Genomic DNA, 14,594 nt, shown 5'->3' with positions numbered 1-14,594 from the left:
ACGGGCCCGCGGCGCGCGGGCCATCCACGTCGACGGTTTGGGGGTCGGACCAGCACGGTGCACGCAACAGCCTGATTCTGCTCCGGCGCGCACCCGCGCCGCCGGGGCCTTCTCGAAGACCATTGAAAGGGTCGCAAGTGGATCTCACGTTCCCGCTCATCATCGGCGCGGTGGTACTCCTCCTCCTCGTCGTCGTCGCCGTCGTCCTCGCCCGGATGGCGCTGCACATCGCCAGCCCGGACCAGGCGCTCATCATCTCCTCCAAGGACAGCAAGGGCCAGCCGGACCCGGACAGCCAGCGCGTCGTCTTCGGCCGCATCTTCATCAACCCGTTCGCCCAGCGGGCCTACCCGCTGTCCCTGGCCTCCCGGCAGGTGTCCCTGCGCATCGAGGGCATCTCCAAGAACGGCATCAAGCTCCACCTCACGGGTGTCGCGCAGGTCAAGGTGGGCGGGGACGCCGACGCCGTCCGCAAGGCCGCCCAGCGCTTCCTCAACCAGCAGGAGGCCATCGACCACTACACGCAGGAGACGCTGTCCGGTTCGCTGCGCTCCATCGTGGGCACCCTGACCGTCGAATCGATCATCCGGGACCGCGCCACCTTCGCCAAGAGCGTGAAGGAGGAGGCGGAGCACTCCATGCACAACCAGGGGCTGGAGATCGACACGTTCCAGATCCAGTCCGTGGACGACGACTCCGGGTACCTGAAGAACCTCGGCCGCCCGGAGGCCGCCCTCGCCGAACGCAACGCGAAGATCGCCGAGGCGCGGTCCATGCAGGAGTCGGAGCAGGCACGCGCCCTGTCCGACGAGCAGGTGGCCCTCGCGCAGCAGCAGCTGATCATCCGCCGCGCGGAACTCAAGGAGGAGGCCGACGCCCGCCAGGCGCGGGCGGACGCCTCGGGTCCGCTCGCCCACGCGGAACAGCAGGAGCAGGTCATCATGCGCGAGCAGCAGGTGGCGCAGCGGCGCGCCGAGCTGCGCGAGCGCGAACTCGACACCGAGGTGCGCAAGCCCGCGGACGCCGAGAAGTACCGGCTGATCCAGCAGGCCGACGCGAAGCTCGAGGAGCGCCGTCGCGCCTCCGAGGCGACCGAGATCGAGGCGCGCGTGGATCTCGCCCGCCGCAAGCTCGTCGCCGAGGGCGACCGCGTGGCCGCAGAGGCCGACGCCGCCGCGAACACCGCGCGCGGCACCGCCGAGGCGTCCATCAACGAGGCCAAGGGCCGGGCGGATGCCGCCGTCATCGCGTCCCGCGGTGACGCCGAGGCCGGGTCCGCGGAAGCCCGCGGCAAGGCGGAGGCCGCGGGGATCGCCGCGCAGGCGGAGGCCTACGAGAAGTTCAACCAGGCCGCCATCCTGTCGAAGGTGCTCGAGGTCCTGCCGGCCATGGCCCGGGAGATCGCGGCGCCGATGTCAGCGATCGACACCATGACGGTGGTCTCCAACGACGGCGCGAGCCAGCTCAGCAAGAACGTCTCGAGCGGGGTCCACCAGACCACGCAGATGGTCAAGGACACCACCGGGCTCGACATCATCGCGCTGCTCGGCGACCTGCTGAAGAACGCGGACAAGCCGGGCCGGAACGGGTCGTCGCCGGTCCACGGCTCTCCGACGGACTGACCGACCGGGGACGGGCCCGCTGCCGGATCACCGGCGGCGGGCCCGTCCCGGGCAGGTCAGCGGTACGTCTGCAGCGAGGGCCCCTGGGAGGGGACGATGACCTTGCCGAGCGGTGCCAGCGACACGGGGATCAGCTTCAGGTTCGCGATGCCCAGCGGAATGCCGATGATGCTCAGGAACATCGGGATGGCCGTGAGCACGTGGCCGATGGCGATCCAGATACCCGCGACGAGCACCCAGATCACGTTCCCGATCGTGGACCATGCCCCCATGCGGACGTCACGGTTCACGACGGTCTGGCCGAACGGCCACAGCGCGTACACGCCGATCCGGAACGACGCGATGCCGAAGGGGATGGTCACGATCAGCAGGCAGCAGATCACGCCCGCCGCGAAGTAGCCGAGCGCGAGCCAGATGCCGCCGAACAGGAGCCAGATGATGTTCAGGAGTGCGTTCATCCGGCCATTGTTCCGTACCCCGTGCACTCCCGCACCACCCGGGACGCGTGAGGCCCCCTCCCCGGACGGGGAGGGGGCCTCATCGACGCGGTGAGTGCTAGCGCGGCCGGCGGTCGTTCGACGCCGGGGCGCTCGCCCTGCGGGAACCGCCGGAGCGGCGGGCACCCTCGGACCGTGCGCCCTCCGCGCGGGGGGACGACGGCGCGTGGCTGCGCTGGCCCCCGGCGGCGGGAGCCCCGGGAGCGGGGCGGCGGACGGCGTCGCCCACGCGCTGTCCCGACGCCGGACGGCGGCTGCGCGACGTCGTCTCCGACGCGGTGCGCGGCTCCTCGGTGCGACGGCGGGACCCGCCCGACGCGCCACCGGAGTCGCTGCCGAAGCGGGGTGCCTGCGGCTGGTCCTTGCGGCGCTCGGCGCGGTTGCCCTGCGCGGACTGGGGATCGGCGGAGACGCGTCCACGACCACCGCGGCCACCCCGGCCGCCCGCGGTCGGTGCTGCTGCACCGCGGCGGGCCCGCTTGCGCTCCGCGTTCGCGCCGGTGGACGTGCCCTGCCCACGGGCGGCCTCACGGGAGGCGAGGAGCGCCGCACGGGTGCGGGGATCGATCTTCTCCGCGACGTCGCCGGTCAGCGACAGGACCAGGGGCGAGCTCGCCTTCACGTTCTCGAACGCGACGTCGACCCCTGCAGCCTTCATGAGCTTCTGCACCTCGGACTTCTGCTCGGGCAGCGTGATCGTGACCACGGTGCCCGACGAGCCGGCGCGGGCCGTCCTGCCCGAACGGTGCAGGTACGCCTTGTGCTCCGTGGGCGGGTCCACGTGGACCACGAGTTCGACGTCGTCGACGTGGACGCCGCGCGCGGCGACGTCGGTGGCGACGAGCACGCGGACGTCACCCGAGGAGAACTCCGCGAGGTTGCGGTCGCGGGCGTTCTGCGACAGGTTGCCGTGCAGGTCGACGGCGGGGATCCCGGCGTCGGTGAGGGTCTTGGCGAGCTTCCGCGCGTGGTGCTTGGTGCGCATGAAGAGCAGGCGGCGGCCCGAGCCGGAGGCGAGCTGGACGATCAGCTGCTTCTTCTGCGTCTGGTCGCCGATCAGCAGCACGTGGTGGTCCATCGTGGTGACCGCGGCCTGCGGGTCGTCGACGGAGTGGGTGACCGGGTTGGTCATGTACCGGTTGACCACCTTGTCCACGCCGTTGTCCAGGGTCGCAGAGAACAGCAGGCGCTGGCCGTCGGCCGGGGTGGTGTCGAGCAGTTTCTTCACGACGGGGAGGAAGCCGAGGTCCGCCATGTGGTCGGCCTCGTCGAGGATGGTGATCTCCACGGACTCGAGCGTGATCAGCTTCTGGCGCATCAGGTCCTCGAGACGCCCCGGGCAGGCGATGACGATGTCGACGCCGGCGCGCAGGGCCTTCTCCTGGCGCTGCTGGGAGACTCCGCCGTAGATGACGGTGGTGTTCAGGCCCAGTTCCTTGGCCAGGGGCTCGACCGTGGCGTTGATCTGGGTGGCGAGCTCACGCGTGGGGGCGAGGACCAGGGCCAGGGGGCGTCCGGGCTTGCGGCGGTAGGCCGCCTCCTGCTCGGCGAGGCGCGCGACCATGGGGAGGGCGAAGGCGAGGGTCTTGCCCGAGCCGGTGCGGCCGCGTCCGAGGACATCGCGCCCGGCCAGGGAGTCGGGAAGCGACTTGACCTGGATGGGGAAGGGTTCGGCGATTCCCTGCGCGGCGAGGTTCTCGACCAGCGCTTTGGGCACACCGAGGGCAGCAAAAGTAGTCATGTGAAGTACACGAGCTTTCTTCTCATCTTCCCCGGCACCGGTTGGCGCGGGGGTTCGCCGAAGAAGAGTCAGACAGTGTCCACCGAGCTCGCGATCCTGCGAGCTGGATGCGGGACAAAAGAATGCGTTCTATCGACGCAGGCTGCGCACTGTACTGGATAGCACGGTACCGGGTGACGCTGTACTGAATGACGCCAGTACTGGCTGACATCATCAGCCGTGCGCAGGCAAGTTCCTCGACTTTACCAGTCGGGACGCCGGAAGACCGCATCGCGGCTGCGGCGGCATCGCTGCCGACCTTCGCTGAGCATCGGCTTCGCGGTGCGGACGCTGCCGCAGGTACGAGTGCGCGTCAGGGCCGCTGTGACGGGGTGGGCAGTGCACGCCAGATGGTGGAGAAGGTAAGCGTCACAGCGTCGACGGCAAGGAGTGCGCTGTCGACAGACCGAAGCCGGGCTCGTGCCGGTTCCGGTAGCCACACGTCGGTCTTCTTGTGGAGCGGGAGCATGCGCAGCTCGAGACCTGTGCCGACGGCACCGTCGATCACATCAAGATCAATATGCCACGCTGTGCCATCCCAGAACCTATCGGCGACGGGGGCTCCGTCGACGAGGAGCTCCGCAACGTCCCCGGCCCAGTCGATACGAAGCGTGCGTCGCAGGCCCTCGGCGGGCGTGCCCACATCACCGAGGGACCAGATTCCTGCCCGCTCGACGAACTGCTCCTCGCGGGGGGCCGCCGGCCGCACGGCCGAGCCACCGTATCGCCGCAGTGGCTCCGAGGCCTCCTGTCGCCAGGAGCCGGCTACCAGGGACAGGCCGGCGCGACGGGCCGCCTCGGAGTGTTGCGGCTCCAGCGGAACCGGAACCCACTTGCCCTGCCACGCCGTCAGGGACGGCCGCGCCGAGGACCGCACTGAAAGTGCACCGCCCTCAGTCCAGAGGGGCTCGTCGCACAGCACGAGTTGGCGGGCACCATCCTCGAGTAGCCAGACACGATCAGCGTCCTGGCTACCGATCACGAGCACCGTGGCCGAACCACGAGCGCTGCTCAGTTCAACGAGCCCACCAGTGGCACTGTCAATTCGAGCTCGTCCGCCATCGGCCCTGAGGCCGTCCACAAGAACCGCTACGTCATCGGGTAGACCGAATGACACGTCGATGTCCTTTTCTGCCACGAGGACAAGCGTCGCCCCGATCACGGTGAGGATGGATGCTGTTGCCCAGTCGATGCGGATTCCGCCGACCTCAATCCCTAACGGCCAGTGTCCGATAGTCCCCGCCGGGATGGTCAGATCTGTCCCGACGCGGACAGTGCGTGTGGGTAGCACGACGTCGAACGCGACACCATCGCACGACGGCAGGGGAACATTCGGCTGGTGCCAGTTGATGAACAGGACCCCGAAGGATCCATCGGAGCGGACGGTCCACCGCAAAGTCGAGCAATCGAAGGGTATCTGCGGAACAGCATCAGGAAAACTCGTCGACATGGTTGCGATCTGCGCTCCGAAGCTGTGCAGGAAAGCGTGCTGGCGCCGGAGCGCAGCATGACTCGGCCCGAGCTGCCCTGCCGCACCCACCGCTGCGTGGAAGTCATAGTCGAACACGGGGAGGTCGTTGGGATAACCAGAATCCTGTGATTCCTGAAAGCCCGTTTCACCACGGGGATTCATACCTCCAGCGAACATGTAGTAGCCCTGCCAGGCCGAGCCGCTGGCCAGCTTCGCGTGCGCGACCGCCGCGATGTCATCCCCCGATGGAACGATGCGCCGGTGGTAGGTGGTTGCCATTCCCCCACCCAGCTCGCAGCAGGCAGGGGGGAACGTTTCGTCACGATCGCGGAGTTCGACGGACGCGGCGTCGACGCCCCTCACGTCTGCCCCTACGCCCGGGTCGTCCCAAATCGTCGACATGAAGTAGTGCTGACGAAACGTGACGTCCCATGGGGCATCGGCGTCGACCCAGAATCCGTCCCCGTACCCGGAGTACAGGGGGAACACCTGACCCGCGGGAAGTTCTGCCCCGCCCCAAGCTGTCGCCGTGTAGAACGGAGCGTGCAACCCAGCAGAACGGGCGAGTTCACGCAGCGTGGCCAGATGGTCGGGTTGGTCGTACAGCTCGTTCTCCAACTGAATGGCAAGCAGGGGACCACCGCCGCCGCAGAGCCCGCCAAGCTGTTCACCGAGTGCCTCGAACCACGGCTCGACGAGATCGAGGTAGCCGGGATCATCTGTGCGGTGCTTCACAGGAGCGTGTTGCACCCAGTCGGGAAACCCTCCATTGCGCACTTCGCCATGCGCCCATGGACCGATGCGGAGGACGACTCGGAGACCGAGCTCGGCACAGAGCTCGACGAACGCCGCCACATCCAGGTTTCCGTCAAAGCTGACGGAGTCCCGCTCTGGTTGGTGGTGGATCCAGATGATGTAGCACGAAATGACATCGATACCCCCGGATCGCATGAGCAGAAGCCTCTCCCGCCATCGTTCGCGGGGCACACGTGAGTAGTGGATTTCTCCTGAGACAGGAATCCAGGGTTCACCGTCCAGCGAGATGTGGCGCGACGAGATCGAGATTCTGCTGGCCGGCGGGACATCCGCTTGCAGTGCCGGCTCCACCGCCCGCGCCGGCCACGGCTGATGTGTGGCCCGCAGCACGTGCGTGTTCATCGAGGTTGATGATCGCGTCATGGTGCTTTGTTCCTCAGGTGTGTTGCCGAAAGCTCGATGCCCTTGGCTGAGCTCCCGTGTATGTGTTCTGGGATTCGCGTCACGCCCGCTCGGCGCACCCGCCTTCCCTAGAGTTGATCCTCGAGGTGGAAGACCTCGTCCAGACGGACGAAGCCCTCGTCGGGGCGGCCGTCGAGCGCCAGGAAGAACGGGCCCATCTCGGCCTGCCATCGGGCGTTCACCTCGGTCGCGGCCATGGCGGCCTGCGACGCAGCGAAGTCCTCGCATTCCACGTACCCGATGAGCATGCCGTCGGGGCGCAGGAACAGCGAATAGTTGTTCCATCCGGTATCCGTGAGAGCCCTCGCCATGTCGGGCCAGATGGCCGCGTGCCGGGCCCGGTACTCGGGGATGCGCTCCGGGCGGACCTGCAGCTGGAAGCACACGCGCTCCATTGGTATCTCCTTGGCTGGTGGGGTGATGGGTCAGAGGGCCACGCGGCGATACTCGAACCCGAGGAGGGACGCCGCTGCCTTGACGTCGACCGCGCGGTGCCCGACATAGAGCCCAGTAGCAAGAATGAATCGTTTCAGAAGCACGATTCATATCGAATACTAGGCCCGGGCCACATCACCGTCAACAGCCTCGGCCCGGGCCGTCAGCCGCGGCTGCGGACTGCCCCTCGCCCGGCCAGCAGTCAGCTGAGGGAAGGGGCTCTTGCCCCGGTACTCCCGCGCTCCACCAGCTCCGGGTCGAAGATGACCTGCCGCCGCCGCGAGGGAGGCCCCTCGATCTCCTCGAGGAGGAGCTCCACCGCTGTCCGCCCGATGAGTTCCGTCGGCTTGCGCACGCTCGTGAGGGGCACCACCGTGGAGGCGGCGAAATCGATGTCGTCGTACCCGATCAGTGCCAGATCCTCGGGAATCCGCAGGCCCCGGATCAGCAGGACCGCCTGCATGACGCCGATGGCGAGGAGGTCGTTGGCGCAGAAAATGCCATCCGGCAGCTCCTCGTGCCGGCGCTGGGCGATCACCTCCCCGACATCCCGACCGGCCAGGACAGTCATGGCATCGGCGTCGAGGACCTCGAGCTCTGCGCCGTCGTACTCCTCGACCGCCTGGCGCGCGCCCGTCAGGCGGTCCGCCACCTGGCGGTAGTCGGCCGTTGTGCCCACGAACGCGATGCGCCGTCGGCCCGCTTCGAGCAGGTGGCGCACGGCGATGTAGCCGCCGGCGACGTCGTCCACCGACACCGAGCTGCAGCGCCGCTGCGGATCCACGCGATCCACGAGCACCACGGGCGTGCCGCGCCGGCTCAGCCCCTCGATGCGTGGGCCCACGTCCCCGACGGGTGAGATGAGCATGCCCTGCATGCGCTGCTGCTCGAAGACGTCGATGTACCGGGCCTCCCGACCGGCATCCTGCCCGCTGTCCCCCAGCACCACCGTGCTGCCGTGCTCGGCGGCGCAGTCCTCGGCGGCCCGGGCCAGCGAGGAGAAGAACGGGTTGCCGACGTCGAGCACGATCAGGCCGATGGTGCGGCTCTGGCCGGCCCTCAGCTGCCGGGCGGCATCGTTGCGGACGAAACCGAGGGCGTCGATCGCCTCCTGGACGCGTTCCCTCGTCGCTGCAGAGACCCGCGCGGGGTGGTTCAGCACGTTGGACACCGTCCCGATGGCCACCCCTGCGCGGTCGGCGACATCCTTGATGCTGATCGGTCGGCTGTCCATGAGTACCAGGCCACCTCGAAGCTCGGGTCCGGCGGCGGCGCCGTCAGGACTGTTGACACTCGGTCTCCAGCAAGGATAGCTTTGAAACGTGCCAATGAAACGATTCAAAAGCACGGCAATTCCTCTTCCCCCTCGGACCCGCCTCCGGGCGCAGGGGGAACCCCGAGAACCGCCGCACAGGTGTGATGGAGCACCCGGCGGCCACCGCACTGGAGAGAGCACATGACTGTCATCGACGATATCTCGGCGGAGCTGGGCCAGCTCGCCATCGAAGTGCCCTCCTGGGCCTACGGCAATTCCGGCACCCGCTTCAAGGTGTTCGCCACGCCGGGCACCCCGCGCACCGTCGAGGAGAAGATCGCGGACGCCGGCATGGTCAACCGGCTGACCGGTCTTGCCCCGAGCGTCGCCCTGCACATCCCCTGGGACAGGGTGGACGACTACGGGGTCCTCGCCTCCTACGCGGCGGACCACGGTATGCGGCTCGGCACCATCAACAGCAACACCTTCCAGGACGACGGCTACAAGTTCGGCAGCCTGACGCACAGCGACGCCGCGGTGCGGAACAAGGCCATCGACCACATGTACGAGTGCATCGAGGTCATGAATGTCACCGGCTCGCGGGACCTGAAGATCTGGCTCGCGGACGGCTCCAACTACCCGGGCCAGGCCGATATGCGCTCCCGCCAGGACTGGCTGCAGGACTCCCTCCGCAAGGTGTACGACCGTCTCGGCGAGGACCAGAGGCTGGTCCTGGAGTACAAGTTCTTCGAGCCGGCGTTCTATCACACGGACGTCCCGGACTGGGGCACCTCCTACGCGCACTGCCTGCAGCTGGGCGAGAAGGCCCTGGTCTGCCTCGACACCGGACACCACGCGCCGGGCACCAACATCGAGTTCATCGTGGCGCAGCTCATCCGCCTCGGGAAGCTCGGCTCCTTCGACTTCAATTCGCGCTTCTACGCGGACGATGACCTGATCGTCGGTGCCGCCGATCCGTTCCAGCTCTTCAGGATCATGGCCGAGGTGGTCCGCGGCGGCGGCCTGGACCCGGCGAACGGGATCGCCCTGATGCTCGACCAGTGCCACAACCTCGAGGAGAAGATCCCCGGGCAGATCCGCTCCGTGCTGAACGTCCAGGAGATGACCGCGCGTGTCCTGCTCATCGACCGTGCCGCACTGACCGCGGCGCAGGAGTCGGGCGACGTGCTCGGCGCCAACGCCCTTCTGATGGACGCGTTCTACACCGATGTTCGTCCCGGCCTCGCCGCCTGGCGTGAGTCGAAGGGCCTTCCCGCGGATCCGATGGAGGCCTACCGCGAGAGCGGTTACCAGGAACAGATCAACAGCGAACGACAGGGCGGCCAGCAGGCCGGATGGGGAGCATGAGCGTGACGACGACGACAGGGTCCGCGACCACCACCCCAACGAACGGCGTAGCCGCTATTTCCACCCATCCGACGGTCGACGAGCTCATCGCACGCTCCAATCGGCTCGGTGCCGACAAGCGCACCACGAACTACGCCGGCGGCAACACCTCCGCCAAGGGTATGGGCGTGGACCCGGCCACCGGTGAGGACGTCGAACTGCTCTGGGTCAAGGGCTCCGGTGGTGACCTCGGGACGCTCAAGGAGTCCGGGCTCGCCGTTCTGCGCCTGGACCGCCTACGGGCACTGCGGGGCGTCTACCCGGGGGTGGAGCGTGAGGACGAGATGGTCGCGGCCTTCGACTACACCCTGCACGGCAAGGGCGGTGCCGCGCCGTCCATCGACACCGCCATGCACGGCCTCGTGGACGCCGCGCACGTGGACCATCTGCACCCCGACGCCGGCATCGCGATCGCCACGGCGGCCGACGGCGAGGCACTCACCGAGGCGATTTTCGGATCCAGGGTCCTCTGGGTGCCCTGGCGCCGTCCCGGTTTCCAGCTCGGACTCGACATTGCCGCTCTGAAGGAGGCCAACCCCGAGGCCATCGGCACGATCCTCGGCGGGCACGGCATCACCGCCTGGGGCGACACGTCGGCGGAGGCCGAGGCGAACTCGCTGGAGATCATCGAGACTGCTGAGCGCTACATCGCCGAGCACGGCACGGCCGAGCCCTTCGGCCCCGCCCTCGATGGCTACGCCGCACTGCCCGAGAAGGAGCGCCGCGCGAAGGCAGCGGCTCTCGCCCCAACCATCCGCGGCCTCGCCTCCGCGGACAGGGCGCAGGTGGGCCACTTCACCGACGACCCCCGCGTCCTGGACTTCCTCGCCTCCGCCGAGCACCCGCGCCTCGGCGCCCTCGGCACCAGCTGCCCGGACCACTTCCTGCGCACCAAGGTCAAACCGCTCGTCCTCGACCTCCCGGCCGGCGCCGACGTCGAGAGCTGCCTCGAGCGCCTGCGCGAACTGCACACCGCGTACCGTGCGGACTACGCCGCGTACTACGCCCGGCACGCGACGCCGGACTCCCCCGCCATGCGGGGAGCCGACCCGGCGATCGTACTGGTGCCCGGCGTCGGCATGTTCTCCTTCGGCGCGAACAAGCAGACCGCCCGCGTGGCCGGGGAGTTCTACCTCAATGCCATCAACGTGATGCGCGGCGCAGAAGCGATTTCCAGCTACTCCCCCATCGAGGAGGGCGAGAAGTTCCGCATCGAGTACTGGTCCCTCGAGGAGGCCAAGCTCGCCCGGATGCCGAAGCCGAAGTCGCATGCGGGGCGCATCGCGCTCGTGACGGGAGCGGCGTCGGGCATCGGCAAGGCCATCGCCACCCGCCTGGCCGGCGAAGGCGCGTGCGTGGTCATCGCGGACCTGAACATCGACAGCGCGACCGCCGTGGCCGAGGAACTCGGCGGTCCCGACGTCGCCGTCGGCGTGCAGGCGGACGTCACGGATCCGGCCCAGGTGCAGGACGCCGTGAAGGCGGCGGTGCTGGCCTTCGGTGGACTCGACCTCGTGGTGAACAACGCCGGCCTGTCCATCTCGAAGCCGCTGCTCGAGACCACGGAGAAGGACTGGGACCTCCAGCACAACGTCATGGCGAAGGGCTCCTTCCTCATGTCGCAGGCCGCCGCGAAGGTCCTGATCGAGCAGGACATGGGCGGGGACATCATCTATATCTCGTCCAAGAACTCGGTGTTCGCCGGCCCGAACAACATCGCCTACAGCGCCACCAAGGCCGATCAGGCCCATCAGGTACGCCTCCTCGCCGCCGAACTCGGCGGCTACGGCGTCCGCGTCAACGGCATCAACCCCGACGGCGTGGTCCGCGGCTCCGGCATCTTCGCCGGCGGCTGGGGCGCCAAGCGGGCCGCCGTCTACGGCGTGGAGGAGGACAAGCTCGGCGAGTACTACGCCCAGCGCACCCTCCTCAAGCGCGAGGTGCTGCCCGAGAACGTCGCCAACGCCGTCGCCGTCCTGACCAGCGCCGAACTCTCGCACACCACGGGGCTGCACATCCCCGTCGACGCCGGCGTCGCCGCCGCGTTCCTGCGCTGACATGGATGCCGGTTCGACAGCGGTCTTCGTGGCCGTCGACATCGGGGCGTCCTCGGGGCGGGTGATCCTTGGCAGGATCACCCGCCCCGAGTCCGGCGGAACAGCAGCGACGCCCCGGATCCAGATGGAGGTCGTGCACCGGTTCCCCAACGGCGTCGTCACCCTCGACGGGCATCTGCGGTGGGACTTCGATGCGCTCCTGGAGGAGGTTCTGGTCGGGCTCACCGAGGCGGCGAGAGTCTCGAACGCCCAGGGCGAGCGGGTCATCAGTATCGGGATCGACACCTGGGCCGTCGACTACGGCCTGGTGGACCCGGCGGGTGACCTGACGGCTCAACCGGTCAGCTACCGGGACGACCGCACTCGAGCGACCATCGACCAGGTACACCGACGGATCGATCAGGCACGCCTCTACAGCACGACGGGCCTGCAGTTCCTGCCCTTCAACACGGTCTACCAGCTCGCGGCAGAGAAAACGCTGGACGGGGTCCAGGCCCTGCTGATGCCCGACCTGCTCGCCTACCGGCTCACCGGTGAGCGCCGCACCGAATCCACGAACGCCTCCACCACGGGATTGTTCGATGCAGTGGCCGGCGAGTGGGCCACCGAGATCCACGAGGCCCTGGGGCTCCCCAGGGACCTGTTCCCGCCCCTGGTGGAGGCAGGTCGATCCATCGGTGCCCTGCTCCCCGGGGTAGCCGAGCGCACCAAGCTGCCGGCATCGACGCAGGTCGTCGCCGTCGGATCCCACGACACCGCATCAGCCGTCGCCGCGGTACCCGCCCAGTCGCCGCAGTTCGCCTACATCTCCTCGGGAACATGGTCGCTGGTCGGGCTGGAACTACGGCACCCGGTCCTGACGGAGGCGAGCCGGGCCGCGAATTTCACGAACGAGCGCGGCGTCGACGGAACCATCCGCTACCTGCGCAACGTGGGCGGCCTCTGGCTCCTGAGCGAATGCCAACGCACCTGGACGGAGCAAGGCATGGACGAGCCGCTCACCTCCCTCCTCACTGCCGCAGCCGCCCTGCCGGCGGGCGGACCGCAGGTCGACGTCGACGACCCTGCCTTCATCGCTCCCGGTGGCATGCCGCAACGTATCCAAGAGGCTGCCGTCGGTGCCGAACACAGTGCCCCGGGTCGGCCCGCAGCAATCGTTCGGTGCATCCTCGACAGCCTGGCGCTCGGCTACGCACGAACCATCGCCGACGCTGAGCGTCTCACCGACGCACGAGTGGACGTAGTGCATATCGTCGGAGGCGGATCCCAGAACCAACTCCTCTGTCAGCTGACAGCCGACGCCACCGGCAAGCCGGTCATCGCAGGGCCGGTCGAAGCGACGGCGCTCGGCAACCTCCTCATCCAGGCCCGGGCCGGCGGTCAGATCGACGGCGACCTCAGCAGCCTGAGAGACCTCGTGGCAGCAGGAAGGGAACCGGCTTACTACGAGCCACGCCGCACGGCACCGCCCAGCACTGCAGACCTCACATCCGTCCCCCTTGGAAGGACCATCGCGTGATCAAGCGCCAACTTCCCGTTCCGGCCGAACTGCTCGAACTCATGCAGTTCAAGAAGATCGAACTCAACGGCAAGAAGCGCCGGCTGGACTCCGCGCTGACCATCGCGGACCTCCGCACGATCGCGAGGCGCCGCACCCCGAAAGCCGCGTTCGACTACACCGACGGCGGTGCCGAGGGCGAGCTGTCCCTGAACCGTGCCCGGCAGGCGTTCGAGGACATCGAGTTCCACCCCTCGATCCTCCGTCCCGCCGAACACGTCGACACCTCGGTGGAGATCCTCGGCGGACCCAGCGCCCTCCCGTTCGGAATCGCACCGACCGGATTCACCCGCCTCATGCAGACCGAGGGCGAGACCGCCGGCGCCGGCGCAGCAGCCGCCGCCGGCATCCCCTTCACCCTCTCCACCCTCGGCACGACCTCGATCGAAGGCGTCAAAGCAGCGAACCCCACCGGACGCAACTGGTTCCAGCTCTACGTCATGCGCCAGCGGGAGATCTCCTACGACCTCGTCAAACGCGCCGGCGAGGCCGGCTTCGACACCCTCATGTTCACCGTCGACACCCCCGTGGCGGGAGCCCGCCTGCGCGACAAGCGCAACGGCTTCTCCATCCCGCCCCAGTTGTCGATCGGCACCATCCTCAACGCCGTGCCCCGCCCCTGGTGGTGGGTCGACTTCCTCACGACCCCGAGACTGGAATTCGCGTCCCTGACCGACACCGGCGGCACCGTCGGGGACCTGCTGAACGCTGCCATGGACCCGACCATCAGCTACGACGACCTCGCCATCATCCGTGACCTGTGGCCCGGGAAGATCCTCATCAAGGGCGTCCAGAACGTCGAGGACTCGGTGCGCCTCGTGGAGATGGGCGTCGACGGGATCATCCTGTCCAACCACGGCGGCCGCCAACTCGACCGCGCTCCCATCCCGTTCCATCTTCTCCCGCGGGTCGTCCGCGAGGTCGGATCCGACGCCACCATCATGGTCGACACCGGCATCATGAACGGCGCCGACATCGTCGCCTCCATGGCACTCGGCGCGAAATTCACCCTCATCGGCCGCGCCTACCTCTACGGGCTCATGGCCGGAGGCCGCCAAGGCGTGGACAGGACCATCACGATCCTCCGCGACGAGATCGAGCGCACCATGCGCCTCCTCGGCGTCTCCCACCTCGGCGAACTCGAGCCGAAGCACGTCACCCAGCTCACCCGCCTCATGCCCATTGCCGCAGCACGGAGTGAAATTCAGAGCGCGGTCCCCGGGTAGGCGGACCAGCCACCCCCACCCGGTGCCGAGCCCCGCGGGACAGGCCGCTGGCGGTAGCCTTGGGAGTG

General features: G+C 68.4%; 10 protein-coding genes. 5 read left to right on the top strand and 5 right to left on the bottom strand.

Translation table 11 applies throughout. The features are described 5' to 3' along the window. Positions 1–137 precede the first annotated feature (137 nt). The gene (locus ACSGDB_RS11940; RefSeq protein ID WP_434994966.1) at positions 138–1,622 is read left to right on the top strand and encodes a flotillin family protein; all 1,485 of its coding nucleotides are present in this window, start codon (positions 138–140) and stop codon (positions 1,620–1,622) included. A gap of 56 nt (positions 1,623–1,678) precedes the next feature. Here the strand turns inward: ACSGDB_RS11940 and ACSGDB_RS11935 are convergent, their stop codons facing one another. The 5 genes from ACSGDB_RS11935 to ACSGDB_RS11915 form a co-directional block, all read right to left on the bottom strand. Next, the gene (locus tag ACSGDB_RS11935) at positions 1,679–2,080 is read right to left on the bottom strand and encodes a YccF domain-containing protein (RefSeq protein ID WP_434994965.1); all 402 of its coding nucleotides are present in this window, start codon (positions 2,078–2,080) and stop codon (positions 1,679–1,681) included. Positions 2,081–2,177: 97 nt separating this feature from the next. Then, entirely contained in the window at positions 2,178–3,860 is a 1,683-nt protein-coding gene (locus tag ACSGDB_RS11930; RefSeq protein WP_434994963.1) for a DEAD/DEAH box helicase, read from the bottom strand. Positions 3,861–4,212: 352 nt separating this feature from the next. Beyond that, positions 4,213–6,549 carry a beta-galactosidase gene (locus tag ACSGDB_RS11925; RefSeq protein ID WP_434994961.1) on the bottom strand — a complete coding sequence of 779 codons (2,337 nt, stop codon included), beginning with the start codon at positions 6,547–6,549 and terminating at the stop codon, positions 4,213–4,215. Between the two features lie 107 nt (positions 6,550–6,656). Then, the gene (locus tag ACSGDB_RS11920; protein WP_434994959.1) at positions 6,657–6,983 is read right to left on the bottom strand and encodes an L-rhamnose mutarotase; all 327 of its coding nucleotides are present in this window, start codon (positions 6,981–6,983) and stop codon (positions 6,657–6,659) included. A 242-nt stretch (positions 6,984–7,225) separates the two neighbouring features. Beyond that, positions 7,226–8,257, bottom strand: coding sequence for a LacI family DNA-binding transcriptional regulator (locus ACSGDB_RS11915; protein ID WP_434994958.1), 1,032 nt, complete (start codon positions 8,255–8,257; stop codon positions 7,226–7,228). Positions 8,258–8,479: 222 nt separating this feature from the next. On the opposite strand from ACSGDB_RS11915, the gene rhaI reads away from it, so the two are divergent. The 4 genes from rhaI to ACSGDB_RS11895 are packed head-to-tail and all read left to right on the top strand — an operon-like array spanning position 8,480 to position 14,526. Beyond that, positions 8,480–9,646: an L-rhamnose isomerase gene (rhaI, locus tag ACSGDB_RS11910; protein WP_434994957.1), complete on the top strand. Its 1,167-nt coding sequence runs from the start codon at positions 8,480–8,482 to the stop codon at positions 9,644–9,646. Between the two features lie 56 nt (positions 9,647–9,702). Next, a complete protein-coding gene (locus ACSGDB_RS11905; protein WP_434995117.1) occupies positions 9,703–11,742 on the top strand; it encodes a bifunctional aldolase/short-chain dehydrogenase in 2,040 nt (679 codons plus the stop codon). Position 11,743: 1 nt separating this feature from the next. Further along, entirely contained in the window at positions 11,744–13,261 is a 1,518-nt protein-coding gene (locus ACSGDB_RS11900) for a rhamnulokinase (RefSeq protein WP_434994956.1), read from the top strand. Continuing rightward, positions 13,258–14,526 carry an alpha-hydroxy acid oxidase gene (locus tag ACSGDB_RS11895; protein WP_434994955.1) on the top strand — a complete coding sequence of 423 codons (1,269 nt, stop codon included), beginning with the start codon at positions 13,258–13,260 and terminating at the stop codon, positions 14,524–14,526. Before ACSGDB_RS11900 ends, ACSGDB_RS11895 begins: the two co-directional genes overlap by 4 nt. Positions 14,527–14,594: the final 68 nt, after the last annotated feature.

Source organism: Arthrobacter sp. Ld5 (genome assembly GCF_051172775.1).
In the GTDB taxonomy this organism is placed as follows: domain Bacteria; phylum Actinomycetota; class Actinomycetes; order Actinomycetales; family Micrococcaceae; genus Arthrobacter_D.
The sequence above is the reverse complement of the archived record's forward strand: the minus strand, read 5'-3'. Positions and strand labels throughout refer to the sequence as shown.